The sequence below is a fragment of the Sphingopyxis solisilvae genome, from assembly GCF_015475875.1.
GTDB lineage: Bacteria > Pseudomonadota > Alphaproteobacteria > Sphingomonadales > Sphingomonadaceae > Sphingopyxis > Sphingopyxis solisilvae.
In genome coordinates this window covers 46,604-73,233 of the sequence record NZ_JADKYM010000011.1, presented here as the reverse complement: position 1 = coordinate 73,233, position 26,630 = coordinate 46,604, and the positions used below count along the sequence as shown (strand labels likewise).

Here is a 26,630-nt window from a genome sequence, read left to right as displayed (position 1 = left end):
ATGCGGTTTCAGAGGCGGTAAAAGCGCAGCGGCTTGGTATCTGCGCGCGCCATCAGCCCGCGCGCCTCCAGGTCGAGCTGCACGCCCTTTTGCCACCAGCCCGCCTTCGCCCCGCCGGGGAACAGCGCCTCTGGCAGCAGCGGCAGCAGCCGCGCCTTGATCTCGGCCGCGGTCAGCCCCGGCGCGTCCGCGGGAACCACCGCCAGCATGGCACGCCGCATCGCTTCATATTTGGCGCGCTCGACGCGCACGACGTGGCCGGGGCTGTTGACGTTCAGCATCTCGATGCGGTCGTCGGCCTTGGTCATCGGGCAAAGCCTTTCGTTGCCTCGATCGTCGGCGCGCGAAACCCCATCGCGGCCCATGCTTTCAAAAGCCGCCACATGAACTTGCCCGATGGCGTGGCATAATTGGGAATGTCATCGGGCAGCTCGACTCCCGGGGGGCGGTCCTTGACCATCGTCCGCATCTCGGTCGCGGGGCGATCGTCGGCTGGAATGCGCACCGAATAGACGCTGAGCCAATGCCCCTTGGTGAACTCCAGCGCGACCGGCGAATTGCAACAGCGCGCGACGAAGCGCCGCGTCGGCGAATCGGGCGTCAGCCGATGTTCGTCGAGCTGGTCGGTGCCCGACAACCATTCGATGCGGTCCTTGCGAACGAGCAGAAAGGGCGTGCCGCCGTCGGACCCCAGCGTCCCCGGCGCGCCGGGCAGCGCGTCGAACGCCTGCCCGGCCGCTTGGCAACTGTGGCAATAGCAGGTCGCGGCGACGATCGGCTTGCCTGTCATCGCCAGCGCCACTGTGCCGCACTGGCAGCTCGCGGTGCGCGTTGTGCCGGCGTCGTTGCCGCTCATGCTTCCAGCGCCGCAAATGCCGCGGCGATCGTGGTCGGCGCCTGGGGACGCGCGTACATCCTGTCCAGATAGGCGCTCAGCGCCGGGGCGTCGTCCAGCAGGGCTTCCTCGCGCGCCCAGTCGAGCGTGAAGGCGGCGTTGAAATCGGCCACGGTCGGCGCGTTGCCGACCAGATAGTCACGCCCCTGCATATGCTGTTCCAGCACCGCGATCATGCGCAGCGCGTCGCGCTTCGCCAGCTCCGGCTCGGTCGCCGACTGGTCGCCGGCTTCGTAGATGAAATTGTGCAGCGCGATGCGCCACAGCGGCGCCTCGATCTCGGTTATCAGGAAGAACAGCCAGTGATACATGCGGCCGCGATCCTCGGCGGTCGCGGGGATCAGTCCGCCGCCGGGAAAGCGGTCGCCATATTTGTCGGCCAGGTACAGCTGGATCGCCGCCGACTCGCTGATCACCATATCGCCGTCGACCAGCACCGGCAGCTTCGCCGCGGGGTTGAGCGCCAGAAATTCGGGGGTCAGCTGTTCGCCCGTGCTCAGATCGACCGGGACGACCTCGTGCGGCAGGTCGAGTTCGTTGAGCAGCCAGATCGCGCGCAGTGCGCGCGTCGGCGGGGTTCCGTAAAGCTTGATCATTTGTAAGTCTCCTCTCATCCTCCCTGTGGCGAAGCCATGGGGAGGTGGCAGCGCGAAGCGCTGACGGAGGGGCAAGGACGCGACGTCGCGGCCCCTCCACCATTCGCTTCACGAACGGTCCCGCTGGCGCTACGCGCCGTCTGCGACTCCCCCATGGCCTGCGGCCACAGGGAGGAGCGGGTTCACGCCTCGACGATCGGGATAAAACCGCCATAGATCATGCGCTTGCCGTCGAACGGAACCTCACTGCCGTCGGGCTGCATCCGCTCGTCGGCCATCACCTTTTCCCAGCCCGCGACGCGCGCGTCCTTGCTCGGCCATTCGACCCAGCTGAACACGACGGTTTCGCCGTCCTGCTTGTGCGCGGCGCGGGCAAAATCGGTCACCTTGCCGTCGGGGACATCGTCGCCCCACGCCTCGACGACGCGCGTTGCGCCATAGTCGCGGAACACCTGCGATGCCGTTTCGGCGAGCGCGCGATAGGCGTCCTTGTTGCCGTCGGGGACGGGCAGGACATAACCATCGGCATAACCCATCGCGCCGCCCGCGCGATCGTCGACGATCGAATCGAAACCGCCGATGATCATCCGCTTGCCGTCGAACGGCATGTCGCCGCCCATTGCCGCCATGCGCGGGTCGCTCATCATCTTTTCGTTCGCGGCGTCGCGGGTGGCCTTGTCGGGATATTCGAACCAGCTGAACACGACGGTCTCGTCGGCCTTCGCCTGCACCGCGCCCTTCAGGTCGTTGACCTTACCGTCGGGGACGTCGTCGCCCCATGCTTCGACCATCCGCGTCACGCCGAACTCCTTGAACAGCGGCACGGCATCGGCGGCATGTTTGCGATACGCTTCCTTGTTGGCGGTCGGCACCGCCACGACAAATCCTTCGACATAGGTCATCTTGTCTCTCCTTAGGGGGTAGGAAATTCAGGCCGTAACCGGCTCTTCTTTGAATGATGCCAGCTGCGCGGCCATCGCGCGCTGGAAGGCCGGACGGCCCGTGCAGCGATCGAGATAGGCCGCCAGCCGCGGATATTCGGCGATCAGTCCCGCCTCGACTGCTTCGCGCAGCACCGTCGCCATCGCGATGTCGGCGATGCTGAAATCGCCGAGCAGATAGTCTTTGTCGCCCAGCGCGTCGGACAGGCGACCGAACCGTTGGCGGATGAACTCGATCAGGCCGGGACGGCGCAGCTTTGCCCATTCCTCGTCCTTCGAGAATATATCGACATTGCCCAGCTCGAACATCATCGGCTCGACGCTGTTCAGCGCCGCGAACACCCAGGCGGTGGCGTCGGCGCGCGCCTGCGCCCCGGTCGGCAACAACCGCGCATCCTTCGCCGAAAGATGCAGCATGATGGCGCCGCTTTCGAACAGGGTGATGTCGCCGTCGCGCAGCACCGGCACCTGGCCCCAAGGTTGCAGGCGGTAATGATCGAGCGGACGTTTAACCGCGCTGATCAGTTCCTCGGCATAATCGAGTCCCAGTTCCTCGCACGCCCAGCGCGGGCGCAGGTCGCGGACAAAGCCGCGGGCGAAGTCGGGGACCCAGTCGAAGGCGATGATGGCGATATCGGCATCGGGATTGACGGGCATAGTCTCTCTCCTTGGGGGCAGCCGCTCAGAAGAAACCGGCGGGCATCAGCGGGGTGACATCGTCGAGGAACGGGACCACTTGCGCCGCGATCGTCGCCGCTTCGGCCATGATGCCGATGTGCGACGTGCCGGGCAGGATCGACAGCCGCGCCTTGGGCGCCGTGGTCATGAAACCCTGCGTCGCGATCGCGATGTCGCCGCCGCCGCGCAGCTTGAACAGCTTGATCGCATGGTCAAAGGTCACGCCGTCGGCGTCGCCCAGAACGACCATCGTCTTGCCCGGGATCGCGCGCAGCTGCGCGTCGCTATAGGCAAAGGGTGCCGAATCGATGTGCTTGATCGCCGCGACCAGGTCGGGAAAGGCATCGGGGGTGGGCGACAGCCGCTTATATTCGGTTTCCATCGGCGTCCCCGCGAACATTTCGGGGGTCATCTGTGCGATGCCCGCCAGCACCTCGGGAACCCAGCCGTCGAGGCTGGCGGCGCCCGAAATAACCACTTGCTTGCCGACGCGTTCCGGGTGGCGCACCGCCATCGCGATCGCGGTGCTGCCGCCCATCGAATAACCCAGCACATCGGCGCGTTCTACGCGCAGCGATGCGAGGACGGCGGCTGCATCGTCGGCCATCTGGTCATAGCTGAAGGCACCGCCGACCTTGCCGGTGCGGCCGTGGCCGCGCGCGTCGATAGTGATGACGGGGCGCGATGCGGCAAAGGGGGTGACGAAGGGTGCCATCGCTTCGCCCGACATGAACGCGCCGTGCAGCACCAGCAACGGCGTCTGCTTCGATGTCAGGTCGCCATGCACGGCATAGGCGATGCGCACGCCGTTGACCGTCGCATGCCCCGTCTTGGCGGCGCTTTCCGGCGCTGCTTTGGGTGCGGGCTGTTGGGTATATGCGGGTTGGGGCAGCGCCGCGACGACGGCGGCGCTGGCCAGCAGGGCGAGCGCGGCGGCGACGCGCGAATGGCGGCGACGGAAAATCCGGGGGGGAGAAAAACCTGACATGGGGAATGATCCTCTATAGTTTGACGAAGCCTAGCTTCGTTTGCCTTTGAAATAGGCGACGATCGACATGGCGTGGCCGTGGCCCAGCCCGTAATCGGCCTTCAGCCAGTCGATCACCGCACCGGCTTTGACGCCGGGCGCCAATCCCGTCGCATCGGCCAACCCCTTTTGCATCGCTTGTGCCTGCAAATCGTCCGGCGACTGGCCCGTTTTGGATTCAATGTTGTCGAGGTACGACTGGAAGGACATCGGTTCAGCCCTCCGCCGACCGAAGCGGGATCAGCGCGCGGAGCCGCGGATCGCGCAGCCACAGTCCACCCCACATCATCACGCCCAGATAGACGCCGAACAACATGTGGCTGAACAGCGGGTTGCCGACGCGGACCTGCGTCGCGATCGCACCCCCCAGATAACCGGTGATCAGGATCGCGCCGAGGATGCTGGTGCGCGGCCAGATATGGAGCAGCGTCGGGATCAGCAGCAGCACGGCAAGCAGGTACATGGTGCCGATCTCGGCGGGCCAGCCCAGATTGGGCGGGCTGTTGTCGATCGCGAACTGCGGCGCGACCAGCTTCAGCCCGGCGTCGAAGAGCAGAAAGGCGATGACCAGTCCGCTCAAGATGCGGCCTGCCAGCAACTGGCCTTTGGTGGGGATGCCATCGGTCATCGCCTCTCTCCTTCGTACCGGGGGTCAGGCGGTGGCTTCGGCGGGTTCGCCGGCGGGGATCGCGGCGGGGTCCATCCACATCACTTCCCAGATGTGGCCGTCGGGGTCCTCGAAGCTGCGGCCGTACATGAAGTCGCCATATTCCTGCGTCGGGGTCGGGTCGGCTTTGCCGCCCGCGGCGGTCGCCTTGGCCACTTGCGCGTCCACTTCGGCGCGGCTGTCGGCGGATACGCAGAGCAGCACCTGCGCGGTGGTGTGCGCGTCGGGGATCGCCTTCGACGTAAACGTCGCCCATTTTTCATGCGTCAGCAGCATGACGTGGATCGACCCTTCCTGAACCACCATGCAGGCGGCGGTGTCGTCGGTGAAGGCGGGGTTGTTGACCGCGCCGACCGCTTCATAAAAGGCCCGCGACCGGGCAAGGTCGGTCACCGGCAGGTTCACAAAAATCATCTGGGGCATCGTTTCTCTCCTTGGGGGTGGGATCGGGATAGTCAGCGCGGGGGCGCCGCCGGGGCAATTACCTGCTGCGTCATTGTGCGCCGGGCGGTGCGAACAACATGCCGATATAACGCTTCAGGTGGGTGACGCTTTCGCGCGCAATCGCCGGGTCGTTCGTCGTTTTGGCGAGGATGAAACTGCCCTGCAGCACCGCCTGGATATGCTGCGCCAAACCGAGCGCGGTGACATCTTCGGGGGCGCCATAGCGCGCCATCGTCGCCTCGATATCGGGGGTCAGCGCCGCGCAATAGGCGTTGATGCTCGCCTCGCACGCGGCGCGGATCGGTTCGCTCGTCGCAAAGGCTTCCTGCACCATCGTGCCGACGAAACAGGTGAACTCCTCGACCGGGCCGTCGAGCATGGAAAAGCGGAAATCGATATGGCCGAGCAGGCGCGCGAGCGGGTCGTCCAATTTGGTGTGCGGCGGCATTTCGAACATCGGCCGCGCACGCTCGGTCCACGCCTCGGCCGCGGCGACCGCCAGCGCCTCCTTCGACGCGAAGTGATGAAAGAAGGCGCCCTTGGTGACCCCGGCGGCGGCGCAGATCTGGTCGACGGTCGTCGCGGCATAGCCCTGTTTGCGCACCGTCGCGTGCGCCGCCTCGATCAACGCCGCGCGCGCACGGCCGCGCGGCGCGCGCTCCGCCGGGGTGCCGCCGCCCGCCTGGGGGACTGCGCGGGCGGCGGCTGCGGGGAGTGCTTGGGACTCAGGAGAGGGCTGTTTGCTCGTCATGCGAATCAACATACCGACCAGTTGGTATGTTGTCAAATACGAAATTGTCTGCACGCTGCGCGGCACCGCCGCCTTCGCGGGGGCCGGCTTTTCGTCAACTTCCAATCCGGCACCAAAAACGACTCGACCTCGCCGCACTTTCCCGCCACAAGGCGCGAGAACAAACAGGGGACATTGATGGTCGCGATCGTTTCCACCGTCGCCTATCTGGGGCTCGAGGCGCGCGGGGTCGAAGTGCAGTGCCAGATCACCCCCGGCCTGCCGCGCTTCGTCGTCGTCGGCCTGCCCGACAAGGCGGTCGGCGAAAGCCGCGAGCGTGTCCGCGCCGCGATCGCCGCGATCGGCCTCGCGCTGCCGCCCAAGGTCATCACGGTCAATCTGTCGCCCGCCGACCTGCCCAAGGAAGGCTCGCATTACGACCTGCCGATCGCGCTCGCGCTGCTCGGCGCGATGGGGGTTGTCGATCCCGAAACGCTGTCCTCCTACGTCGTGGTTGGCGAACTCGGCCTCGACGGCCGCGTTGCCGCCTCGCCCGGCGTGCTGCTCGCCGCGCTCCACGCGGGCAGCCAGGACCGCGGGCTGATCTGCCCCGTCGCGCAGGGGCCGGAGGCGGCATGGGCGGGCAATGTCGAGGTACTCGCGGCGCCCGACCTCCTCTCGCTGCTCAACCATTTCAAGGGCAATGCGCTGCTCCCGCCGCCGCGCCCGGGCGAGGCCGAGCCGCCGCGGCGCATGGCCGACCTCGCGCAGGTCAAGGGACAGGAAGTCGCCAAGCGCGCGCTCGAAATCGCGGCGGCAGGCGGGCATAATCTGTTGATGGTCGGGCCGCCGGGGGCGGGCAAGTCGCTGATGGCGGCGTGCCTGCCGGGCATATTGCCCGACCTCGATCCCGGCGAAGCGCTCGAAGTGTCGATGATCGCCTCGGTCGCGGGCGGGCTCGAGGGCGGACGGTTGATCCGCGCGCGCCCGTTCCGTAGCCCGCACCACAGCGCGTCGATGCCCGCGCTTGTCGGTGGCGGGCTGCGCGTCCGCCCCGGCGAAGTCAGCCTCGCGCACCTCGGCGTATTGTTCCTCGACGAATTGCCCGAATTTCAGCGCACCGTGCTCGATTCCTTGCGCCAGCCGCTGGAGACGGGCGAGGTCAGCGTCGCGCGCGCCAACGCGCATGTGACCTTTCCGGCGCGGGTGCAGATGGTCGCCGCGATGAATCCGTGCCGCTGCGGCCATCTCGGCGACCCCGCGCTCGCATGCAGCCGCGCGCCGCGCTGCGCCGCCGATTATCAGGCCAAGGTCTCGGGGCCATTGCTCGACCGCATCGACCTGCATGTTGAGGTGCAGGCGGTCAGCGCTGTCGACCTCGTGCTGCCTCCACCCGCCGAGGGTAGCGCCGAGGTCGCGGCGCGCGTCGCGGCGGCACGGGCGCGCCAGACCGCGCGCTACGCCGATCACAAGGCGCGCACTAACGCCGAAATCGACGGCGAACTGATGGAGGCGGTCGCGACCCCCGACGAGGCCGGACGCAAATTGCTCGCGCAGGCGGCGGAGGCGATGCGGCTGTCGGCGCGCGGTTATACGCGGATATTGCGGGTAGCGCGGACGATCGCCGACCTCGCGGGCGCCGAAGCCGTCGGGCGCATCCATATCGCCGAAGCGCTGAGTTACCGTCGTCAGGCGCCGCGCAATTGACCGACGTGACCAGCGTCGATTTCGTGGCCGAGATCATCGAATGGCGCGGCCCGGCGCCCTATCTGTTCGTCGCGCTGCCCGGCGAACTGGTCGGCGAGGTTCACTATGCGGCGCGCGAAGCGAGCTACGGCTGGGGCATGGTGCCGGTCACGGCGCAAATCGGCGCGACCATATTCGCCACCTCGCTGTTCCGGCGCGGCGATACCTATATGCTGCCGGTGAAGGTTGCGGTGCAGCGCGCTGAGGGAGTCGGGCTGGGCGACCGGGTCGCGGTGACGATGCGGATCGGGCGTGTCAGTCGCCGCTGAGTTCGCTACCCAGCTTCAACACCTGACGCCCGTCAATCATCTCGATCAGATAAGCGGGGTTCGCGGGCGATCCGTTGCGGACGATGCGCGCGCCCTTGATGATGCGCTCGACACGGGTTTCAAAGCGTTGGGCAATCCGGCCATGGCCTTCGCCACGGCCCCATGCCCAGTGGACATGGGCGTCGATGTTAAATTGGTGCGCGGTCATGCGATCGCGGCGCGCCGCAGGGTCAGATGCCCAGCGCCGACTTGTTTTCGACGACTTCCAGCGGCGGCGGCGCTTTGGCGGCCATCGCGCCGTGGCGGCGGTGCGACAGCTTGCCGTCGACCTTGCCGCCATTCTCGATCGTGATCGTTTCGTAGGTTACGTCGCCGGTGATCCGCGCGGTGGCGTGGACGATCAGCGTCTTGGCCTCGATCGAACCGTCGAGCAGACCTGCGATCTTGGCGGTTTCGGCGGTGACGGCGCCCTTGATCTCGCTTGCCTCGCCCTGGACCAGATTGGCGCATTTCAGATCGCCGTCGATCTTGCCGTCGACGTGCAGGTCGACGCTCGCGGCGACATTGCCGGTGACGACCACGTCCGATCCCAGGATCGAAAAGGTCGTGTGACGCGCGCCGGTTGCCATTTTAGCGGGCACCGCGGGCAGTGATGGCGCCGACTCGCTGTCGGGCGTCTGCTTTGACTTCGAGAACATCGGCTTTGGCCTCCAGAAAGCGGCGCGGATTGACCGCAACGCCGTTCAAATGAACTTCAAAATGCAGGTGGCTGCCGGTCGAACGACCGGTCGAGCCCATCTTGGCGATCTGTTCGCCTGCGGTGACTTCTGCGCCAACCTTCGTCGTATAGCCCGACAAGTGAGCGTAGCGGGTCATCATGCCCTGGCCATGATCGATTTCGACCGTGTTGCCATAGCCCGACTTCGATCCAACAAAGCTGATTCGACCGGGCGCGGCGGCCAGGATCGGGGTGCCGATCGGGCCGCGGAAATCGAGGCCCGAGTGCATTGCGGCGCCGCCGGTAAACGGGTCGCGGCGATAACCGAAGCCCGACGACATCATCAGCACATTGGCGGGGTTGCCCGACGGAACGGCGACAAGGGTGCGTTCGAGCACTTCCATACGGAACAGCGCGCCTTCCAGCGCGGCGAACGATTCGCCCAGCGCCTTTGCCTTGCCCATTTTGCCCTTGTAAGGGATCAGCGGACCACCGCGACCGGTCGCGGCGCTGCGGACCAGCGCAGCGGGATTGAGGCCAAGCTTCGCGACGGCCTCCTCCGCATTGTTGGCGCGCAGATTGACCGCGGCGAGCAGGCGACCGGCAAATTGCTCCTGCCGCGCTTCAAGCCGGGCGAGCGCCTGCGCTTCGGGGGGCAGGCGGGGATCGACCGCGCTGGTTTTCAGCGGTTCGGTCGCGGCGGCGGGCTGGTCCGCGGCGCCGACGGGCTCCGCCGCGATCGCCGCCGGATCGATGCCGAAGTGGGTTTCGGCGATGCCTTCGAGCAGCGCCTGCCGCTCTTCCAGATCGGCGGCGGTTTCGGCGACGCGGTCGCGATATTGCGCGATGCGCTTTTCCGATGCCAGCGCCGCCGCCTGTTGCCGGGCGACCGCGGCGCGCTCGTCGGCGGTCAGCAGCTGGTTGACGAGCACGGCGAGCGTCGTTGCGGCCCAGGCGAGCAACACGACCCCGGCAATCAGCGCGACGCGCTTTTGCCAGACGGCGCTGATTCGCAGAAACCGGACATGGCCATGCGTGCGGATGAAAATTTCATGGTCCTGAAACAGCGCAGAAAGGCGCTGGCGCCAATGGCGCAGACCCGCGATTTTCGATGACAAGTGGCGACCCCATCTTGTTGTTCTGTGGAGCCCTCCGCCCCGATTGATGGGCGCCTTAACAGGAGGGTCGGCAGGGAGCGAATCTTTGCACGCCGACTCGCGCCGAGTCGAAAGGCGTGCGCGGTGAACGGTGTCAGAGGCGTGGAACACCGCCAATTTGGCGGGAAAATTCGCCGCGAATCGGCAAATTATATTGACGGCTTGCTTACCAAATTTTGCTAGGGCCAAGCCGGTGAACGACATCGCCAAATCCCCTTTTGCCAGTCCCCCGACGGCTAACGACGACCTGCCGCCGACCGGTGCGGCGCGGCCGCGCTCGGCGGTGAGCGCCGGTGTGGGTTTTGTCGGGCTGGCAGGACTCGTCGGATATTTGTTGCTGGCGCGCTATGCGCCCGACATCGCCGCCTTGCTGGGCATCGACTGGGGCACCCGCGGACCGATGAGCGGCCCCAATTCGGCCATCGCCAGCGTCCTGGCGTGCGGGGTGCCGATGGTTTTATGGTCGGTGCTGGTCGACAAGGTGCATCGCAATCCGTCGACCGGGATCGACTGGGCGCAGCGGCGACCGTGGCGCGAGACGGTCGATATCAGCCTGACCAAGCTGGCCGGACTCTGGGCGACCTGGGGGCTGATCGCGCTGATCTATGCGACGATGCGCTATTACTGGACGGGCCAATATGCCTTTTCGATGGAGCTGCTGATCCGCGTTGCCCCGTGGCTGCTGCTGGTTTCGATCCCCTATATGCTGTGGCTCGACCGGCGGATGGTCGAGCCGCGCGACGGCTGTTACCAGTTCGGTCGCTGGCTGATCGCGCCGGGCCAGCCAGTCGACGGCCGTGCGATCGGTCATCATCTGCGCGCCTGGGCGGTGAAGGGGTTTTTCACTGCCTTCATGCTGTCGATCGTGCCGGGGAACTTCTCCGCGCTGGTTACCGTGCCGATGGCCGAGGTGCTCGCCAACCCCTATATGACCGGCATCTGGACGCTCAATTTCCTGTATCTGATCGACGTCCATATCGCGACCGTCGGCTATATCCTGACCCTGAAACCGCTCGACGCGCATATCCGCACCGCCAACCCTTATGGCATGGCGTGGGTCGCGGCGCTGGTCTGCTACCCGCCCTTCATCCTGATGAGCGGCGGGCCGCTCGACTATCAGGTGCATGGCGCCGACTGGGGGCATTGGCTGGCGGGTAATGACGTGCTGCTAATCGGCTGGGCGGTCGTGCTGGCGCTGCTGACCGCCATCTACAGCTGGGCGACGATGGCGTTCGGTATCCGCTTTTCCAACCTGACGCACCGCGGCATCATCACCCACGGCCCCTATAAATTCACGCGCCATCCCGCCTATGTCGCCAAGAACCTCAGCTGGTGGGTCGCCGCAATGCCCTTTCTGGCGGTATCGGGTGGCTGGACCGAGGGCGCGCGCAACGTCGTGCTGCTGGGGCTGGTGAGCGCCGTCTATTACTGGCGCGCCAAGACCGAGGAAAAGCACCTGCTCGCCGATCCGGCCTATGCGGCTTACTGGAACTGGGCGCAGACAAATGCGCTGGTGCCGCGGCTGTGCGCGCGGCTGACCGGACGGGAACGCCCGCTGATCCGCCTCGAACCCGACGAGCGCGTCGGGCCGGTCGCCTAAAAACTAAGTTCGTCGTAGATTTTGGACAGGTCGTGGTTCCACGGTCCTTCGTAGCGGTCGAGCAGGTCGTGCGCCGGCGATTTGCCGCTCTTGGCGATGCGGCGGAGCGGTTCGAGGAAGCCGACTTCATTGTCGCCCATCGAATTGACTTCGCCGCGCGCGGCGAGCCCCGCCGCTACGATGTCGAGCACCCGGTGCGCCAATTGTCCCACCGTCCCGCCACCGGGGGCGGGGGCGTCGAGGCCTTCGCTGGGAACCGCGTCGCGCAGCGCCTGCTGTTCCTCGATGCTCCAGTTTTTGACCAGATCCCAGGCGGCGTCGAGCGCGCCCTGATCATAGAGCAGGCCGACCCACAGGGCGGGGAGCGCGCAGATGCGGTTCCACGGGCCGCCGTCGGCGCCGCGCATCTCGAGGAAGCTTTTGAGGCGTACTTCGGGAAAGGCGGTCGAGAGGTGATCGTTCCAGTCGGAAAGGCGCGGTTTCTCGCCGGGGAGCGCGGGAAGCTCGCCCTTCAGGAAGTCGCGGAAGCTCTGACCGGCGGCGTCGATATATTTGCCGTCGCGAAAGACGAAATACATCGGCACGTCGAGCATATAGTCGACGTAGCGGTCGTATCCGAACCCGTCCTCGAATACGAAGGGCAGCATGCCGGTGCGCGCGGGATCGGTATCGGTCCAGATATGGCTGCGGTACGACATATAGCCGTTGGGCCGCCCCTCGGTGAAGGGCGAGGAGGCGAAAAGCGCGGTCGCGAGCGGTTGCAGCGCGAGGCTGACGCGGAATTTCTGCACCATGTCGGCTTCGGATGAATAGTCGAGGTTCGTCTGGATCGTGCAGGTGCGCAGCATCATGTCGAGCCCCATGGTGCCGACGCGCGGCATATGGTCGAGCATGATCTTGTAGCGCCCCTTGGGCATAATCGGCAGTTCGTCGCGGGTCTTGTCGGGCCACATGCCGACGCCCAGGAAGCCGAGCCCGAGTTCGGCGCCGACTTCCTTCACCTGTTTCAGGTGGCGGCCGGTTTCGGCGCAGGTCTGGTGAAGATTCTCGAGCGGCGCGCCCGAGAGTTCGAGTTGCCCCGCGGGTTCGAGGCTGACGGTGCCGTCATTTCCCGAAAGCGCGATCACCTTGCCGCCCTCGATCACCGGTTCCCAGCCGAAGCGGGTGAGTGCCATCAACAGGTCATGGATGCCGCCGGGTTCGTCATAGGACGGGGCGCGGTGATCGGCGGTGCGATAGACGAATTTTTCATGCTCGGTGCCGATGCGCCAGCGGTCCTTGGGCTTCTCGCCCTCGATCATGGGGGCCGCGAGCTGGTCGCGGTTTTCGATGACGGGATCGTGGCTGTCCGAAGCGGTGCGCGTGCTCATGACGCGCATTTAGACTATCCGGTATAGAATGCAATCGGGGCCGTTCGACCGGTGGCCGATCAACGCGCGCCGTTTGCCGGGATCAGTTGACGGTGGCGTCGAAACGAATGGCCATTGCCGCACCATTGGCCAGCGAGGCGGCGGACGCGAGCAGCTGCGAACCCGTCCATCCGGCGCCGAAAGGATCGCTTTCGTCGGCGCCGACAAAATCGTCGTCTTCCACCGTCGTCGCTCCGGCACAGCTGGTGCCCGAACGGATGCTGCCGGCAACGAAGGTGAGCGTGGCGGGCAGATTGTCGGCCACGCTGACCGCCGTAGCGGTTGCCGGCCCGGCGTTGCTGACCAGCAGGCAATAACGCATGACCGCACCGGGAATGGCCTTCGGATTGGTCGCGCCGTTGAGCGGATCGCTGACGAGGCTGCTGGTTTTGGCGATGGTCAGATTGGCCCCCGCGACGGCGAAAAGCATGTCGGCGACGTTCCAGTAATTGGCCTCGGTCGCCGGGTTTGGCTGGCCGACACGGCGGATCAGGCCGTTATTTGCCGCGCCCGCGGCACTTGTCGATCGGTCGCGGCCGAACAGGCGCACGGTCCAGCCGCTGCTCGATGGTGTCCCCAGCGGTATGGTATAGGTCGGCTCGGACGCCACCGTGCCATTGTTGGTCCAGATGCCGTCGCCCGCGACGGCGTCGCCATGGGTGCCGTCGTCGAACAGGATGATGCCCGATCCGACAAGCGTTCCGCCATTGTCGTAGACGTTGGCGGTCACCGGATTGGTCGTGGCGGTCGGCCGGGCATCGAACCGGCCGCTGATCGTCAACAGCGTACCCGGTGCGAAGCTGGACGATGCGGCGGGGGTAATGACCTGTGCGCCGAAACCCTGCGGCGTTCCCAACGTGGCGTTGACCACCGACCATTCGATATCGTCGACCAGCACCCAGCTGCGGAACTGCGTCGTGTGCCGGGTGCGAAAACGGATCGTCACCGTCTGGCCGGCAAAGGCGGCGAGCGAAGCGTTGTACGTCCACCAGGGTTCGCTGCCCAGTGCCACGGTCATGCCCGCGGTATGGTTGCCGTTGGTCCCCATATCCCAGCCGTTATACTGGCCATAGCCCGGGGCGGTCGTCGTGACCTGGTTGACCGACATATTGGGCGCAAACGGCCGCGTGGCATAATTGCCCGCCGTCGGGCCGACGATTTCGGTCGTGGCCGTGCCAATGATCTCGACCCGCACAAAATCATAATTGGCATTGCCGTTGGCGCTGCTGTCCCAGCCTTGCGGTTTCCAGCGCACCGTCAGGTTGCCGGGATTGGTGGCAGGAACCGTGATGGTCCGGGTCAACACCGTTTGCGATTCGCCGCTGGCCGGTTCGGAATTGGTTCTGGCGCCAAGGAGGTAAGAGAAACCGCCGGTGTTGGCGTTGCCGTTGGTATTGCGCGTCTGTCCCGATCCGTCGCTGTCGGTGACCGACACGGTTTCGTTCGGCCGGACCTGTGCATCGTAATTGGCGTTCGACCGGGTGCCCGTCCATCCGGTCGGACTGATCTGGCCGGTGCCGCCGCGCTCGAAATTGCCGTTGATCGGGTTTTGCGGATTCGCCGCCTTCGTTTCGTTTTCGGTGATGTCGAAATAGATAAAATAGGTCTGCGCGCCGCCGTCCTGAACGATCCAGCGCACCTCGCCGCGGGCATTGCCGCTGGCATCGGTTGCCGCCGCAAAGACGGTATCATTATATTCCTGCACCGCCGCGAGCGTTCCGTTCGGACGCACGACACGCACCGAATTGACGTCGAGGGTGCCCGACACGCCCAGCTGGGTCAGCAGCGCGGAAAAATCGACATCGACACGCGCCGTCGAGTTCACCGACGAAGCGGCGGGCAAGGTGACCGGAACGCGGTAGCGCCAGTCCTGTCCCGTCGAATAGCCGTCGGGATCCCACCAGGCGGGCGTCGCCAGCCCGGCACGTGCGGAAAAGTCCGGCGTCACCACGGTAACGCAGGCGAGCAGGATCAGCACCCGCAAAAGCTGTGTCCACTGGCCCCCACGCCAGCAATATCGGCTCTGGTCCTGCCGTTGCATGGCGCCTTGATGGGCGCATATAGCTAATATGCGGTTAAAATCCGTCGCTTGGCGGCATTTCTGTCCGGGAACGGAACAGCTTTGAGCGCAACCGGCGAATGTTCAGGGCGCCGTCTGCCAGTCGCCATGCTGCCCCATCCACAGGCTGATCGCCGCGATCGCCGCGGTTTCGGCGCGCAGGATGCGCGGGCCGAGCGCGATCCGCCGGACCGCGGGATGGTCCGTCAGCACGGCGCGCTCGCGATCGGTAAAGCCGCCTTCGGGGCCGGTGAGAATTGCCGCCGGTGCAGCGGCGGCGACCGAGGCCAGCGATGTGCCGCCCGCTTCGTCGGCAAACAGGAGCATCCGCCCGCCCGGCCAGTCGGCGAGAAGCTGCGCCAGCTTGACCGGCTCGCCAAGCTCCGGAAGCGTCGTCCGCCCGCATTGTTCGCACGCCTCGACAATCTGCGCCTCGAGCCGCTCGCGCTTGACCCGTTCGACGATCGTGCGGTCGGTGATGACCGGTTGCAGCCGGGCGGTTCCCAACTCGGTCGCCTTTTCGATGATCCAGTCGAGCCGCGCCTTTTTCACCGGCGCAAAACACAGCCACAGGTCGGGCACCTGCTCGATCGCGCGGGTCTGACGCCCGACATCGAGGATCAAGGCGCGTCGGCCGGCATCGGCAACGGTGGCCAGCCACTCGCCGCTGCGATTGTCGAACAGCAGGATCGGTGCGCCAATTTTCAGCCGCATCACGTTGAGCAGATAATGTGCTGCCGCGCCCTCGACGGTGATGGTCGCTCCGCTTGCCAGCGGCTGGTCGACGAACAGGCGGGGGGTGCTGGCGGGCGGCCAGGCGGGCGTTGCGGGCATGACCGGTCGATAGCAGACCACGGAAATTTGCACAGTCCCGTGTCCATTTGGCGCATCTGTCCCGAAGTGGGCCAGAATCGCCGTTCTGCCGTGACCGCCGCCGCTGCCGATTAGCGTTTTGGTAAGCAGTTTCCCCCTAGTGCGAGGATACCAGCCACGCATCTGTAGTGGGCCGCGTGTCTGGACCAAGAGGGGTTTGACCATGCGTGGGACCATTTTCAGCCGCCTGCGGCGGGGCATCAACAGGCTGTTGCGCGACAAACGCGGCAACGCGATGTTCCTGACCGCCGCCGCCGCGCTGCCCGTTATCGGTCTTATCGGATCGGGTGTGGATATCGGCCGCGCCTATATGGCGCAGCTGCGTCTGCAACAGGCGTGCGACGCGGGCGTGCTCGCGGGACGGCGCGCGATGGCGGGCGGGGTCTATTCCACGGCGGCGCAGCAAGAAGCCACCAAGATGTTCAGCCAGAACTATAGCAGCAATGCCTATGGCAGTTCGGACGTGAACTTCACAACGCGCGCCGAAGGAACGACGAATGTCGTCGGGACGGCAACGGCCAACCTGCCGACCGCATTGATGCAGGTTTTCGGCTTCGACGAGTTCGACCTTGCGGTAAATTGCGCCGCGAAACTGGAAATTTCCAACACCGACGTGATGATGGTGCTCGACGTCACCGGCTCGATGACCACGGTCAACCCCGGCGATTCGGTGAACCGCATGGTCGCGCTGAAGGCGGCGACGATGGACTTTTTCGATACGCTGACCGCCGCCGAACTGGGCGACGGACGTTTGCGTTTCGGGGTGGTGCCCTACAGCTCGGCGGCAAACGTCGGGCATATCCTTTATGCCAAGAACCCGTCCTGGCTGGCGGACACGGTCACGCTACCGTCACGGACGCCCAACTATACCACAACCTGGGGGACAGGCACGACGTCCAACGGAACTCCGAGCAACGGGCCTGCGTCCCAGGTGGTTAATTGGGCCGATACCGGCACGACAATTTCGGGCAAGAACAGCACGACCTGTCCCGCGACGACGCCTCCGGCCAATTCTACGCCGACCACAAGCGGCGGCCAGGGATCGACGCAGACGGGTCAATATATCGACGGCAACGGCAACCGCGTCACGACCTCGAACCTGACGCAGGCCTATCGCTATTTCGAATATCGCTACGTTTGGACGTCCAGCAGCTGCCGTTTGCAGAGCCGGACGATGCAATATACCCAAACGACGCCGTCGACACTGACCCAGCCGCCGGTCCAGACCTTCTCCAACTACACCTATCAGGACCGGGTGTTCGACGTTGCATCGGCCAAATCGGGGTCGGCGATCGTTACCAATACCGGCGATTCGGGCGCCAATTTCTCGGCGACCTGGGGCGGCTGCGTGATGGAACGCCAAACCACAAGTTTTGCCGCCAACCAGACAGCCCCCGCTTCGGCGCGCGATATGGATATCGATACGGCACCGACGGGCAACGATGATACCAAATGGCGGCTGCTGATCCCGGAAATCGCCTTTCCGCGCGCGGTCAACCCGGGGACCAAGCCGTCGAGTACGGGCGCGATCACGGTAAATCCGCTGGATGGCTCGGGCAACGTCAACGTCACGCCCGACAGCGGCTCGAACGGGCGCTGGCAGCGTTATTCAAAATATTGGAGCAACGGCTGGGGCGTATGTCCGGCGGCGGCGCTGAAGCTGACGTCGATGACGGCCAGCGACCGTTCGACCTTCAACAGCTATATCAACTCGCTGCAACCCGTCGGCGGTACCTATCATGATTCCGGCATGGTCTGGGGCGGACGCTTGATTTCGCCCGACGGAATGTTCGCGGACGAAAATGCGACCGCCCCGAACAATCGCCCGATCAGCCGCCACATTGTCTTCATGACCGACGGCGACATGGCGCCCAATACCGGCAACCTGTCCTTTCAAGGTTATGAGTGGATTATGCAGCGTGTAGGCGGCAACTGCACGGGGAATGTGGCAACCTGCGACGCGGCCTTGACACCGCGGCACAACAATCGCTTCCGGCAGTTGTGCGAACAGGTGAAGGCCAAGAACGTCACGATCTGGGTCGTCAGCTTTGGCGTGGCGCTCAACGCCGACCTCAATGCCTGCGCCACCCCCGGCAAAGCCTATCAGGCGAGCAATGCGGCGCAGCTCAACCAGAATTTCCAGGCGATCGCCCGGCAAATTTCGAAACTGCGGTTGTCGCAATGATGTGCCGTTCCTTCCTCCGCCGCCTGCGTCGCAGCGAACAGGGCAACGCGATCGTCGAGTTCGCGCTGACGGCGCCCTTGTTCCTGCTCATCCTGATGGGGATCTTCGACTTCTCGTGGCAGATCTATGGCAAACAAGTGCTGCAGGGCGCGGTGAGCAAGGCTGCGCGCGACGCGACGCTGGAAAACAATGCGGTCAACCAGGCGGCGCTCGACACCAAGGTGCGCCAAAAGGTTCTGAACGTGTTCAAGAACGGCGATGTGACGTTCGAACGCAAATCCTACGACAGTTACAGCGAGGTCGGTCAGCCGGAAGCCTTTACCGATTCCAACAAGAACGGTGTCTATGACGCGGGCGAATGTTTCGAGGACGTCAACGGCAATTCAAACTGGGACGCCGATCGCGGCGCAACCGGCAACGGCGGCGCCGAAGATGTCGTGCTCTATACCGCGACGCTCGAAATCGAGCGGGTGTTGCCGGTGTGGAAGATGCTGGGCCAGTCGCCGACCAGCCGGATCCAGGCGACGACCGTGCTGCGCAACCAGCCCTATAATGCGGCGACGTCGACCAAGAAGGTGATCTGCACATGACGGCGCGCATTGCACATCGGCTCCGGCGTATCCGTACCGGGATCGTTCGCCTGGCGCGCGACAGCGGCGCCGTGGTCATGATCGAAATGGCGTTCTGCATCCCGTTCCTGATCCTCGTGGGATTTGCCGGGATCGAACTCGCCAATCTGACGTTGACGCACACCCGGGTCAGTCAGATCGGACTCAGCGCCGCAGACAACGCCTCGCGCATCGCATTCGGCAGCAATCTGTCGCTGCCGCGCGTTCGCGAAGTGGACATCAACGAAGTTTTTGTCGGCGTCGAGCAACAGGCGCAGGGCATGGATTTTCGCAACAATGGCCGGATCATCCTTTCCAGCCTCGAGCGCAATGCCGATGGCGGCCAATGGATCCACTGGCAGCGCTGCTATGGCAATTTGCCGATCACTTCGGCCTATGGCCCGCAGGGAACCGGCGCCACCGGCACCGGCTTTCCGGGCATGGGACGGGCGGGCGCCGAAGTGACCGCCGCCGACGGCACCGCGGTGATGTTCGTCGAGATCATTTACGATTACCGGCCGATGATCGGCGCCACCTGGTTCGGCACCCCGCGTATCCGGTCGACCGCCGCGTTCAATATCCGCGAAGGGCGCGACCTGTCGCAGGTCTATAACCCCGCGCCGACGGCACCGGTGTCGAATTGCAGCTGATCGCGCGGGCGACCGATCAATAGCCGTTTATCGCCGCCGCCGCGGCTGCTACACGGCGGCTGCCGATGACCGCCGCCCATCCTCCCGACACCCAGCTGCGTGGTTTTGTGGCGCTGCTTCCCGCGGCGGTGCGGCCCTATGCGCTGCTCGCGCGGTTCGACCGACCGATCGGCTGGTGGCTATTGTTCTGGCCGTGCGCGTTCGGCCTGGCGCTCGGCGGCGGGGCGGTCAGCCATTGGCCGCTGTTTTTATGGCTGCTGCTCGGCGCGATCGCGATGCGCGGCGCGGGCTGTGTCTATAACGACATCGTCGACCGCGATCTCGACGCGCAGGTCGCCCGCACCGCTTCGCGGCCCGTGGCGAGCGGTGCAGTGTCGGTGCGGGGCGCTGTGCTTTGGATGGTTCTGCTATCGCTCGTCGGGCTGTTCGTGCTGCTGCAATTGCCGCGACCGGCGCAGATCGTCGCGCTGGCCAGCCTGCTGCTGGTCGCCGCCTATCCGTTCATGAAACGCATCACCTGGTGGCCGCAGGCGTGGCTGGGGCTGGTGTTCAGCTGGGGCGCGCTGGTGGCCTGGGTCGCGGTGGGCGGAGTCGGGGGTATGGCGCTGCCGCTGCTATATGCGGGCTGCATCGCATGGGTGATCGGATACGACACCATCTATGCGCTGCAGGATATCGAGGACGATATGCTCGTCGGGGTCAAATCGAGCGCGCGCGCGATGGGGGGGCAGGTGCGCACCGGGGTTGCCCTTTGCTATGTCGTCGCGCTGGCCGCTTGGGCGGGCGCGCTATGGGCGGTGCGTCCCGACTCACTGGTGCTGGTCGCGCTGTTGCCCGCGGCGGTGCATTTCACCGGACAGGTCGCAACGCTCGATCCGGCCGACGGGCATGACGCCCTCGCCAAGTTCCGCAGCAACCGTTTCGCCGGCCTGCTGGTGTTCGCGGCGATGCTGGTGGTGGGGACAGCGCCTTAGAGGCCCAGCGCTTTGCGCAACTCGGCGTTGATCCGGCTCTGCCAGCGCGGTCCCATCGCACGGAATTTTTCGAGGACGATGCTGTCGAGCCGCAGCGTCACCTGCTGCTTGGGATCGGCGGATTTGGGGCGACCGGGTTTGGTCCATGTGCCGTCCGCGGGCTTGACCAGCTTGCCATTCTCGTAAACGGCGGCGCGGCGAAAATGATCCTCCGTCCATTCGGGAGCATCGTCCGGATCAATCCAAGGCTTTTCGGCGGGCTTCGAGTTCTTCGTCATGGACATGTCTCATCGAAATGATGCGGCGGATATCGTTGCGTAGCGTCCAGACGATCGCGACAGCCCGACCGTCAAGTTCTCCGTAGACGATGTAACGATCCTCGCCATAATCGTGTCTGTCGTCGAGAAACTCCAGATAATCTGCCTCAAAAACCTTGCTGGCGTCGGCGAAATCAAGACCGCGTTCCAGAAGCGTCCATTGGCGCTTTTGCTCATCATAAGCAATTTTCATCGCCACAACCCTATATCTCGCTCGCCAAGTGCAGACGATTCGAACATTGCTGGGGTGGGCTCGGACAATTTAATGTAGTTACAAAAATTGTCAATCTTACTCCGCTGCCAGCAGCTCTTCCGCGCCGCCCAGATCGACCGATACTAGGCGGCTGACGCCCTTTTCGATCATCGTCACCCCGAACAGGCGGTGCATGCGCGCCATCGTCACCGCATTGTGGGTGACGATCAAATAGCGCGTGTTGGTCTCGCGCGTCATGCGGTCGAGCAGGTCGCAAAAGCGCTCGATATTGGCGTCGTCGAGCGGCGCGTCGACTTCGTCGAGGACGCAGATCGGTGCCGGATTGGTCAGGAACAGGCCAAAGATCAGGGCGACCGCGGTCAGCGCCTGCTCGCCGCCCGACAGCAGGGTGAGCGTGCCGAGCCGTTTGCCCGGCGGCTGCGCCATGATCTCCAGCCCCGCCTCCAGCGGGTCGTCCGAATCGACGAGCTCGAGATGCGCCTGACCGCCGTCGAACAGGGTGGTGAACAGCCGCTGGAAATGGCCGTTGACGGTCTCGAACGCCGCGAGCAGACGGACGCGGCCCTCGCGGTTGAGATTGCCGATCGATCCGCGCAGCCGGTGGACCGCCTGCGTCAGTTCCTCGATCTCGGCGGCGCTTTTTTCGCGTTCGGTGTCGAGTTCGACCAGTTCGTCGGCGGCGACCAGATTGACCGGGCCGAGCCGCTCGCGGTCGGCGATCAGCCGGTCGTGCTGCGCCGATTCCTGGGTCGCCTCGGACACGCTTTCACCATCGAACCCCGCCTTTTGCGGTAGCAACGGCGGCGGGCATTCGAAGCGTTCGCCCGACAGGCGGCCCATCTCCACCCGCCGCAGCTCGGCATTTTCGGAGCGCGCGATCGCCCCGGCGCGGGTTTCGCGCGCGGCCGCGACGCGCTCGCGGATCGCGTTCAGCGCCGTTTCGGCCTCGCGCAGCGCGGCTTCGGCGGCGCGCTCCTGCGCCTCGGCGTCGGCAACTTTGTCGCGCAGAGCCACCTGTTGTTCTTCCGCCGCGCCGCGCTGTTCGGCGAGCCGGGCAGGGGCGTCGGCGAGCTTTTCGGCTTCGGCGGCGAGTGTGTCGGCGCGCTTGTCCATTTCGGTCACGCGCCGCGCCGCCTCGCCCGCGCGCGCTTTCCAGCTCTTGATCTCTGCGGTCACGACCGCTTGCCGCTCGCTAAGTGCGGCGAGCGAGCGTTCGTGCGCGATCAGGGCGTCGCGGGCCTCATTGGCGTCGCTGCGGGCGCGTTCGGCGGCTTGCTCCTCGGCGTCGAGCGCCGCGCGGGCGATGCCGTCGTCGGGCAGCGCGGCGAGCGCGGCTTCCTGTGCTGCCAGCGCTTCGGTGGCTTCGGTGGCCGCTGCGGCAATCTCGGCGAGCCGCCGGTCGAACAGCGCCGCGGCGTCGCGATGCCGGTCGAGCGCCGCCTGTGCCTGATCGGCGGCGCGCAGCGCGGTGCGACGATCTTCGTCCGCCTGCGCCAATGCTTTCCGCGCAGCAGCGGCGGTTTCGGTCAGCTCCGCAGCCTTGGCGGCGGCCATGTCGCGGCGGTCGCGTAGCTCCTGCACGCCCAGTTCGACCTGCGGACGCTGTGCGGCCAGCGCGTCAAGGCGGTTCTGGCGTTGCAGTCGCTCGGTCGCGGTGGCGCCATCGCCGCGCGCGACAAAACCGTCCCAGCGGCGCATCACGCCATCGGTCGTGACAAGCCGCTGTCCGACGGCCAGGGGCTGTCCGCCGTCATTGTCGGCAACTGCGACTTGCGCAAGGCGACGCGCCAGCGCGGCGGGCGCCGTGACGAAGCCGGCCAGCGACTGAGTGCCGGCGGGCAGCGCAGGGTCATCCTTGCCGGGATCGGCGGTGCCCCAGCTGCGCGCGGCCTCTCTGTCGGTCCCCGCGTCGAGATCGTCACCCAGCGCGGCTGCGAGCGCGGCTTCATAACCCGGCGCAACGCGCAGCTGGTCGAGGATGCGCGCTTCGTCGCGGCGTCCGGCGGCGAGCGCGCGTTCGAGGGTTGCCGCCTCGCCGTCGAGCGCTGCGAGCGCGGTGCGCGCTTCGGCCAGTCCTGCTTCGATGCTTGCGAGATCCGCCGCGGTTGCCTCGCGGTCCGTCTCGGCACTTTCCAGCGCGGTTTCGGCGGCGGCGATCGCCGCTTCGGCGGCTTCGGCGGCCTTTACGCTATCGGCATAGCGCGCTGCCAGCGCGGCGCTGTCGCCCAGTGCCGCAATCTCCGCATCGACGCGCGCCTTGTCGGCGGCGATCCGGCGGACGGCCGCTTCGGCGCTGTCGCGGGCCGATATCGCGATCCGCCGATCGGCGGCCTCGCTCGCCGCTTTTGCGCGCGCCTGCGCCAGCGCGACCTCTGCATCTCGGAGGCGCGCTTGTGCGGCCAGGTTCGCTTCAGACAGCGCCGCCTTGCCCGCATCATGCGCGGCAATGTCCTGCGTTAGCGTCTTGCTTTCGGCGTCAAGCGCGGTCAGCGCGCCATGCGCCTCACGCGCCAGTTCGCCTTCATGCGCGCGGTCATCGGCGATGCGCCGCTGCTGCGCCGCGAGATCGTCGAGGCGTTGACGCGCGGCGCGCTCCTCGCCCTGCAACCGGACCTGAGTCGCCGTGGCCTCGGCCAGCGCATCGCGCTGCGTCTGTGCATCGTGCCGCGCGGTGGCGACGCGGGCGGCGACCTCGGTCTGCGCGGCGGAGACGGTTTCCAGTTCGTGCTGCGCGGTCTTCACCGCCGCCTCGGCGGCATCGCTGTCGCGGCGCGCCTGATCGGCGGCGGCGGCGGCATCGCGCCAGCGTGCGTAGATCAGCCGCCCCTCGGCGATGCGGATCTCGTCGCTCAGCTTCTTGTACTTCTCCGCTGCACGCGCCTGTCGCCGCAGCGCATTGGCGCGCACCTCCATGTCGGCGGTGATTTCGGACAGCCGCGTCAGATTGGTTTCGGTCGCGCGCAATTTCTGTTCGGCATCCTTGCGGCGCACATGCAATCCGGCGATCCCCGCGGCTTCCTCCAGCATCGCGCGCCGGTCAGTCGGCTTGGCGGCGATGACATTGGCGATCTTGCCCTGGCTGACCAGCGCTGGACTGTGCGCGCCGGTTGCGGCGTCGGCAAAGATCAGCGCGACGTCCTTGGCGCGGACATCCCGACCGTTGGCGCGATAGGCGCTGCCGGTGCCGCGCTCGATCCGCCGGATAACCTCCAGATCATCGCCGTCGCCGCCATCCGACAAGCCCGCGACGAGGGCACCTTCGGTGTCGCAGTGCAGGGCAACCTCGGCAAAATCGCGCGCCGGGCGCGACGCGGTGCCGGCAAAGATGACATCTTCCATCCCGCCGCCGCGCATCGACTTGGGGCTGGATTCGCCCATCACCCAGCGGATCGCTTCGAGCAGGTTCGACTTGCCGCAGCCGTTGGGACCGACGACGCCGGTCAGCCCGGGCTCGATGCGCAGTTCGGTGGGTTCGACGAAGCTTTTGAAACCGGTCAGGCGCAGGCGTTTTATCTGCACAGGAACGTCCCGTGCAGATCATCGAATCGCGGATGTTGCAACGCTGCTGTCACATATCCCCCTGTCCGCCGTCATGCCGCGCGGCGGGGGGAGTCGCAAGGGGCAGATATTGATCCTCCCTGTGGCGAAGCCATGGGGAGGTGGCAGCGCGAAGCGCTGACGGAGGGGCCATGGCCCAATCGTCCCGGCCCCTCCACCACCGCCTGCGGCGGCGGTCCCCCTCCCCACCGCTTCGCGGCAGGGAGGATCATTAGCGTCAGCGCGCGCCCATCGTGCGCAGGCGGTCGCGCAGCGGGCCCCAGGTGTTGATGCCCTGAACCACCTGACCGTTGATGACAAAGGTCGGTGTGCCGGTAATCTTGTATTTTTCGACGCCGGCGTTGGTCCCCTTTTCGATCGCCGCGACATTATCGACCTTGCTCAGGCACGCCTGGATCGTCGCGGCAGGCACACCGCGCTGCTGATAGAATTGATCGATGCCCCAGCCCTTGGCGAGCGCGACAAAGCGCTGCTCGGGCGGCAATTGCATCGCCGCCTCGATCCCCGGCTGCGGCTTTTGCGCGCCGGCGATGAAGGCTTCATGCTCGATGAAGGTCGCATCGGCGAGCGGGAAGAAGCGCTCGGTCCCCGTGCATTTGGTGATGGCGCCCGCGATCGCATCGATTGGATGCAGCATGAAGGGCGTCAGCTTGTACGACACGCGGCCGGTATCGACGAAATCGCGTTTCAGCTCCTCGTGCGAATCCTTGGCGAATTGCGCGCAGTGACCGCAGGTGAAGGCGCCGAACTCCTCAATCTTGATCGGGGCTTCGGGGTTCCCCATCACCACCCCGTCGCCGTCGAAGCTGACGACCTGCGACCAGCTTTTGCCCGCCGGCGGGGCGACCTTGGCCACGACATCCTGTTCCTTCGCGGGGTCGCCGGCACCGCCGCCGCAACCGGCCAGCGCCAGCGCACCAAGCGAGGAGAGAAGGGCGATACGAAGCGATGCGTTCATGATGTGATGGTCTCCGGACAGATGATGGCGGGCCTTTTAGGCCGCCTTGAGCGCCTGGTCGAGTTTCGATTTGAGCGCGGGCCAGGCGGTGACTTCGGCATTGCGCCCGTTGACGAAGAACGTCGGCGTTGCGGTCACCCGGTCGGCGCCGCGGGCGATGTTGGTCATGCCGGTCAGTTCGGCCTGCGCGACCTCGCTGTCGAGCGCGGCGTCGAGCTGCGCCTGCGTGTAACCCCGCGCGCGCATCAGCGCGCCCAGCCCGGTGTCGGTCGCGATTTTGCGGGCGCGTTGCCCGGTGGAGCCTTCGTACCAGCTGGTTGCCTGCGCGTCGGTGACCGCCTTCACCTTGGCCATCCAGGTGTCAAAAGCGGCAAAAATCGCCTGATGGTTGCGCGCAAAGGCGGCCGGGCCGCCGCAGCGCGCGAGCAGCGCCGCGGTCATGTCGACCGGATCGCGAACGAGGTTGCGATATTCGAACAGCACCAGCCCGCGGTCGATATATTGGGTTTTCAGCGGCGGGGCGCCCAACTTCGCGAATTCGGCACAGACGCCGCAAGTGTAGCTGAAATATTCGACGAGGCGGACCTTCGCCGCCGGATTGCCGACGACATGGGCGCCGATCGAGCTTGTCGACACCGTCGACGACCATAATGCCGGTTTGGCCGGCGTCGCGGCGATCAGGGTCAGCGCGGCGCCCGACAGCGCGAGCACGGCGGTGCGGCGGTCAAGCGGGGAATCGTCAAATGCGGACATCGGCGGCCAATCTTTCTTCAACTGATGCGGGGCAATTTGGGCGCGGCGGCCAGGCCTGCCGCCATGCGTTCGAGCACGGTGCGCAGTTCCGGGTCGCCGATGTCGCGCAAACTGTCTCCCAGCTCGGCGGGTACGGGTTTCAGCATGGCCGGCGGCTGAACGGGCGCCGCGGGTGTAACCTCGCCATGCGTCATGCGGACTTGCGCCACCGCGGCATAGCCAAAGAAGCGGTTGACCGCCGCGATGATGTCGGGGGCGACATGCTGGAGCATCGGCGCGTGCGCGCCGCTGATCGTCAGGTGCAGCGTGCCGCCAGCCTTGGCGCCGACGGGAAAGCGGATCATCGCCGGCTGGGTGACATCGGCGAGGCGGTCGCCAACGATTTCGCGCCAGCGGCTGACCACCGACGACTGGATGAAGCCAAATTTGCGAAAGGCGGCGCGGCCGATTTCGGGAACGAGGTCGGAAATCATCCGCGCTTCGCCGCCGCGCGGCCGTTCGTAGGTGCGCACAGGCGGCTTGGGCTTTTTTGCCCCCGGCTTAGCCTTCGCCTTTTTGGCGGGCGCGCTGTCGCCGCTGTCTTTCGTCATCGCGGGGGCCATGC

Annotated in this window: 29 protein-coding genes; 7 read left to right on the top strand and 22 right to left on the bottom strand. The window is 65.9% G+C overall.

Annotation, left to right across the window (positions count from 1 at the left end):
• Positions 1-8: 8 nt before the first annotated feature.
• The 10 genes from IR187_RS09805 to IR187_RS09760 all read right to left on the bottom strand — a co-directional run bounded on the left by IR187_RS09805 (position 9) and on the right by IR187_RS09760 (position 5,999).
• A complete protein-coding gene (locus IR187_RS09805) occupies positions 9-308 on the bottom strand; it encodes a DUF6958 family protein (RefSeq protein ID WP_194954425.1) in 300 nt (99 codons plus the stop codon).
• On the bottom strand, positions 305-856 hold the full coding sequence (locus IR187_RS09800; protein ID WP_194954424.1) for a GFA family protein: 552 nt from the start codon (positions 854-856) through the stop codon (positions 305-307). Before IR187_RS09800 ends, IR187_RS09805 begins: the two co-directional genes overlap by 4 nt.
• Entirely contained in the window at positions 853-1,491 is a 639-nt protein-coding gene (locus IR187_RS09795) for a glutathione S-transferase family protein (protein ID WP_194954423.1), read from the bottom strand. The genes IR187_RS09800 and IR187_RS09795 overlap by 4 nt, the downstream gene beginning before the upstream one ends.
• A 182-nt stretch (positions 1,492-1,673) precedes the next feature.
• Positions 1,674-2,393: a DUF1428 domain-containing protein gene (locus IR187_RS17205; RefSeq protein ID WP_194954422.1), complete on the bottom strand. Its 720-nt coding sequence runs from the start codon at positions 2,391-2,393 to the stop codon at positions 1,674-1,676.
• A 27-nt stretch (positions 2,394-2,420) separates the two neighbouring features.
• Positions 2,421-3,089: a glutathione S-transferase family protein gene (locus IR187_RS09785; protein WP_194954421.1), complete on the bottom strand. Its 669-nt coding sequence runs from the start codon at positions 3,087-3,089 to the stop codon at positions 2,421-2,423.
• A gap of 25 nt (positions 3,090-3,114) precedes the next feature.
• Positions 3,115-4,098: an alpha/beta fold hydrolase gene (locus IR187_RS09780; RefSeq protein WP_194954420.1), complete on the bottom strand. Its 984-nt coding sequence runs from the start codon at positions 4,096-4,098 to the stop codon at positions 3,115-3,117.
• Between the two features lie 30 nt (positions 4,099-4,128).
• A complete protein-coding gene (locus tag IR187_RS09775) occupies positions 4,129-4,347 on the bottom strand; it encodes a DUF4287 domain-containing protein (RefSeq protein ID WP_194954419.1) in 219 nt (72 codons plus the stop codon).
• Positions 4,348-4,351: 4 nt separating this feature from the next.
• A complete protein-coding gene (locus tag IR187_RS09770) occupies positions 4,352-4,765 on the bottom strand; it encodes a DoxX family protein (protein ID WP_194954418.1) in 414 nt (137 codons plus the stop codon).
• A 24-nt stretch (positions 4,766-4,789) separates the two neighbouring features.
• A complete protein-coding gene (locus tag IR187_RS09765) occupies positions 4,790-5,227 on the bottom strand; it encodes a VOC family protein (RefSeq protein ID WP_194954417.1) in 438 nt (145 codons plus the stop codon).
• A gap of 70 nt (positions 5,228-5,297) precedes the next feature.
• The gene (locus tag IR187_RS09760) at positions 5,298-5,999 is read right to left on the bottom strand and encodes a TetR/AcrR family transcriptional regulator (protein ID WP_194954416.1); all 702 of its coding nucleotides are present in this window, start codon (positions 5,997-5,999) and stop codon (positions 5,298-5,300) included.
• 177 nt (positions 6,000-6,176) lie between these two features.
• Here IR187_RS09760 and IR187_RS09755 point away from each other — a divergent pair, with 177 nt between their 5' ends.
• Both IR187_RS09755 and IR187_RS09750 read left to right on the top strand, forming a co-directional pair.
• Positions 6,177-7,685 carry a YifB family Mg chelatase-like AAA ATPase gene (locus tag IR187_RS09755; protein ID WP_194954415.1) on the top strand — a complete coding sequence of 503 codons (1,509 nt, stop codon included), beginning with the start codon at positions 6,177-6,179 and terminating at the stop codon, positions 7,683-7,685.
• A gap of 5 nt (positions 7,686-7,690) precedes the next feature.
• Positions 7,691-7,993 carry a DUF1905 domain-containing protein gene (locus tag IR187_RS09750; protein ID WP_324187679.1) on the top strand — a complete coding sequence of 101 codons (303 nt, stop codon included), beginning with the start codon at positions 7,691-7,693 and terminating at the stop codon, positions 7,991-7,993.
• Here the strand turns inward: IR187_RS09750 and IR187_RS09745 are convergent.
• Genes IR187_RS09745 through IR187_RS09735 form a run of 3 tightly spaced genes read right to left on the bottom strand, consistent with a single transcriptional unit; the run spans position 7,980 to position 9,829 of the window.
• Positions 7,980-8,201: a hypervirulence associated TUDOR domain-containing protein gene (locus tag IR187_RS09745; RefSeq protein WP_194954413.1), complete on the bottom strand. Its 222-nt coding sequence runs from the start codon at positions 8,199-8,201 to the stop codon at positions 7,980-7,982. The genes IR187_RS09750 and IR187_RS09745 overlap by 14 nt on opposite strands.
• Before the next feature lie 22 nt (positions 8,202-8,223).
• A complete protein-coding gene (locus tag IR187_RS09740; protein ID WP_194954412.1) occupies positions 8,224-8,622 on the bottom strand; it encodes a bactofilin family protein in 399 nt (132 codons plus the stop codon).
• A gap of 1 nt (position 8,623) precedes the next feature.
• Positions 8,624-9,829, bottom strand: coding sequence for a M23 family metallopeptidase (locus IR187_RS09735; RefSeq protein ID WP_194954411.1), 1,206 nt, complete (start codon positions 9,827-9,829; stop codon positions 8,624-8,626).
• Between the two features lie 286 nt (positions 9,830-10,115).
• On the opposite strand from IR187_RS09735, the gene IR187_RS09730 reads away from it, so the two are divergent.
• Positions 10,116-11,468, top strand: a complete 1,353-nt coding sequence (locus IR187_RS09730) for a methyltransferase family protein (protein WP_228765731.1) — start codon at positions 10,116-10,118, stop codon at positions 11,466-11,468.
• On the opposite strand, the gene IR187_RS09725 is transcribed toward IR187_RS09730, so the two are convergent.
• From IR187_RS09725 to IR187_RS09715, 3 genes are all read right to left on the bottom strand, one after another.
• Positions 11,465-12,838 carry a glutamate--cysteine ligase gene (locus IR187_RS09725; protein ID WP_194954409.1) on the bottom strand — a complete coding sequence of 458 codons (1,374 nt, stop codon included), beginning with the start codon at positions 12,836-12,838 and terminating at the stop codon, positions 11,465-11,467. The genes IR187_RS09730 and IR187_RS09725 overlap by 4 nt on opposite strands.
• Before the next feature lie 82 nt (positions 12,839-12,920).
• Positions 12,921-14,918 carry a choice-of-anchor X domain-containing protein gene (locus IR187_RS16785; protein WP_228765717.1) on the bottom strand — a complete coding sequence of 666 codons (1,998 nt, stop codon included), beginning with the start codon at positions 14,916-14,918 and terminating at the stop codon, positions 12,921-12,923.
• 102 nt (positions 14,919-15,020) lie between these two features.
• Positions 15,021-15,770, bottom strand: a complete 750-nt coding sequence (locus IR187_RS09715; protein WP_194954408.1) for a 16S rRNA (uracil(1498)-N(3))-methyltransferase — start codon at positions 15,768-15,770, stop codon at positions 15,021-15,023.
• A 202-nt stretch (positions 15,771-15,972) separates the two neighbouring features.
• Between IR187_RS09715 and IR187_RS09710 the strand changes: the two genes are divergently transcribed.
• From IR187_RS09710 to ubiA, 4 genes are all read left to right on the top strand, one after another.
• Entirely contained in the window at positions 15,973-17,994 is a 2,022-nt protein-coding gene (locus IR187_RS09710; RefSeq protein WP_194954407.1) for a TadE/TadG family type IV pilus assembly protein, read from the top strand.
• Positions 17,991-18,584 carry a TadE/TadG family type IV pilus assembly protein gene (locus IR187_RS09705; RefSeq protein WP_194954406.1) on the top strand — a complete coding sequence of 198 codons (594 nt, stop codon included), beginning with the start codon at positions 17,991-17,993 and terminating at the stop codon, positions 18,582-18,584. Before IR187_RS09710 ends, IR187_RS09705 begins: the two co-directional genes overlap by 4 nt.
• The gene (locus tag IR187_RS09700; RefSeq protein WP_194954405.1) at positions 18,581-19,252 is read left to right on the top strand and encodes a TadE/TadG family type IV pilus assembly protein; all 672 of its coding nucleotides are present in this window, start codon (positions 18,581-18,583) and stop codon (positions 19,250-19,252) included. Before IR187_RS09705 ends, IR187_RS09700 begins: the two co-directional genes overlap by 4 nt.
• A 65-nt stretch (positions 19,253-19,317) precedes the next feature.
• Entirely contained in the window at positions 19,318-20,226 is a 909-nt protein-coding gene (gene ubiA, locus IR187_RS09695) for a 4-hydroxybenzoate octaprenyltransferase (protein WP_194954404.1), read from the top strand.
• Here the strand turns inward: ubiA and IR187_RS09690 are convergent.
• From IR187_RS09690 to IR187_RS09665, 6 genes are all read right to left on the bottom strand, one after another.
• Positions 20,223-20,504, bottom strand: coding sequence for a BrnA antitoxin family protein (locus IR187_RS09690; RefSeq protein ID WP_194954403.1), 282 nt, complete (start codon positions 20,502-20,504; stop codon positions 20,223-20,225). The two genes, ubiA and IR187_RS09690, sit on opposite strands and share 4 nt — an antisense overlap.
• The gene (locus IR187_RS09685; RefSeq protein WP_194954402.1) at positions 20,464-20,736 is read right to left on the bottom strand and encodes a BrnT family toxin; all 273 of its coding nucleotides are present in this window, start codon (positions 20,734-20,736) and stop codon (positions 20,464-20,466) included. The genes IR187_RS09690 and IR187_RS09685 overlap by 41 nt, the downstream gene beginning before the upstream one ends.
• 96 nt (positions 20,737-20,832) lie before the next feature.
• The gene (gene smc, locus IR187_RS09680; RefSeq protein ID WP_194954401.1) at positions 20,833-24,276 is read right to left on the bottom strand and encodes a chromosome segregation protein SMC; all 3,444 of its coding nucleotides are present in this window, start codon (positions 24,274-24,276) and stop codon (positions 20,833-20,835) included.
• Between the two features lie 256 nt (positions 24,277-24,532).
• Complete coding sequence (locus IR187_RS09675) at positions 24,533-25,273, bottom strand: thioredoxin domain-containing protein (protein ID WP_194954400.1); 741 nt, start codon at positions 25,271-25,273, stop codon at positions 24,533-24,535.
• Between the two features lie 36 nt (positions 25,274-25,309).
• Positions 25,310-26,026: a thioredoxin domain-containing protein gene (locus IR187_RS09670; RefSeq protein ID WP_194954399.1), complete on the bottom strand. Its 717-nt coding sequence runs from the start codon at positions 26,024-26,026 to the stop codon at positions 25,310-25,312.
• A gap of 17 nt (positions 26,027-26,043) precedes the next feature.
• Positions 26,044-26,616: a DUF721 domain-containing protein gene (locus IR187_RS09665; protein WP_228765715.1), complete on the bottom strand. Its 573-nt coding sequence runs from the start codon at positions 26,614-26,616 to the stop codon at positions 26,044-26,046.
• Positions 26,617-26,630: the final 14 nt, after the last annotated feature.

Excerpts from the sequence above, each read along its gene's own strand:
- IR187_RS09805 (WP_194954425.1), bottom strand. The coding sequence starts at position 308 with ATGACCAAGGCCGACGACCGCATCGAGATGCTGAACGTCAACAGCCCC.
- IR187_RS09800 (WP_194954424.1), bottom strand. The coding sequence starts at position 856 with ATGAGCGGCAACGACGCCGGCACAACGCGCACCGCGAGCTGCCAGTGC.
- IR187_RS09795 (WP_194954423.1), bottom strand. The coding sequence starts at position 1,491 with ATGATCAAGCTTTACGGAACCCCGCCGACGCGCGCACTGCGCGCGATC.
- IR187_RS17205 (WP_194954422.1), bottom strand. The coding sequence starts at position 2,393 with ATGACCTATGTCGAAGGATTTGTCGTGGCGGTGCCGACCGCCAACAAG.
- IR187_RS09785 (WP_194954421.1), bottom strand. The coding sequence starts at position 3,089 with ATGCCCGTCAATCCCGATGCCGATATCGCCATCATCGCCTTCGACTGG.
- IR187_RS09780 (WP_194954420.1), bottom strand. The coding sequence starts at position 4,098 with ATGTCAGGTTTTTCTCCCCCCCGGATTTTCCGTCGCCGCCATTCGCGC.
- IR187_RS09775 (WP_194954419.1), bottom strand. The coding sequence starts at position 4,347 with ATGTCCTTCCAGTCGTACCTCGACAACATTGAATCCAAAACGGGCCAG.
- IR187_RS09770 (WP_194954418.1), bottom strand. The coding sequence starts at position 4,765 with ATGACCGATGGCATCCCCACCAAAGGCCAGTTGCTGGCAGGCCGCATC.
- IR187_RS09765 (WP_194954417.1), bottom strand. The coding sequence starts at position 5,227 with ATGCCCCAGATGATTTTTGTGAACCTGCCGGTGACCGACCTTGCCCGG.
- IR187_RS09760 (WP_194954416.1), bottom strand. The coding sequence starts at position 5,999 with ATGACGAGCAAACAGCCCTCTCCTGAGTCCCAAGCACTCCCCGCAGCC.
- IR187_RS09755 (WP_194954415.1), top strand. The coding sequence starts at position 6,177 with ATGGTCGCGATCGTTTCCACCGTCGCCTATCTGGGGCTCGAGGCGCGC.
- IR187_RS09745 (WP_194954413.1), bottom strand. The coding sequence starts at position 8,201 with ATGACCGCGCACCAATTTAACATCGACGCCCATGTCCACTGGGCATGG.
- IR187_RS09740 (WP_194954412.1), bottom strand. The coding sequence starts at position 8,622 with ATGGCAACCGGCGCGCGTCACACGACCTTTTCGATCCTGGGATCGGAC.
- IR187_RS09725 (WP_194954409.1), bottom strand. The coding sequence starts at position 12,838 with ATGAGCACGCGCACCGCTTCGGACAGCCACGATCCCGTCATCGAAAAC.
- IR187_RS16785 (WP_228765717.1), bottom strand. The coding sequence starts at position 14,918 with ATGCAACGGCAGGACCAGAGCCGATATTGCTGGCGTGGGGGCCAGTGG.
- IR187_RS09715 (WP_194954408.1), bottom strand. The coding sequence starts at position 15,770 with ATGCCCGCAACGCCCGCCTGGCCGCCCGCCAGCACCCCCCGCCTGTTC.
- IR187_RS09710 (WP_194954407.1), top strand. The coding sequence starts at position 15,973 with ATGCGTGGGACCATTTTCAGCCGCCTGCGGCGGGGCATCAACAGGCTG.
- IR187_RS09705 (WP_194954406.1), top strand. The coding sequence starts at position 17,991 with ATGATGTGCCGTTCCTTCCTCCGCCGCCTGCGTCGCAGCGAACAGGGC.
- IR187_RS09700 (WP_194954405.1), top strand. The coding sequence starts at position 18,581 with ATGACGGCGCGCATTGCACATCGGCTCCGGCGTATCCGTACCGGGATC.
- ubiA (WP_194954404.1), top strand. The coding sequence starts at position 19,318 with ATGACCGCCGCCCATCCTCCCGACACCCAGCTGCGTGGTTTTGTGGCG.
- IR187_RS09690 (WP_194954403.1), bottom strand. The coding sequence starts at position 20,504 with ATGACGAAGAACTCGAAGCCCGCCGAAAAGCCTTGGATTGATCCGGAC.
- IR187_RS09685 (WP_194954402.1), bottom strand. The coding sequence starts at position 20,736 with ATGAAAATTGCTTATGATGAGCAAAAGCGCCAATGGACGCTTCTGGAA.
- IR187_RS09675 (WP_194954400.1), bottom strand. The coding sequence starts at position 25,273 with ATGAACGCATCGCTTCGTATCGCCCTTCTCTCCTCGCTTGGTGCGCTG.
- IR187_RS09670 (WP_194954399.1), bottom strand. The coding sequence starts at position 26,026 with ATGTCCGCATTTGACGATTCCCCGCTTGACCGCCGCACCGCCGTGCTC.
- IR187_RS09665 (WP_228765715.1), bottom strand. The coding sequence starts at position 26,616 with ATGACGAAAGACAGCGGCGACAGCGCGCCCGCCAAAAAGGCGAAGGCT.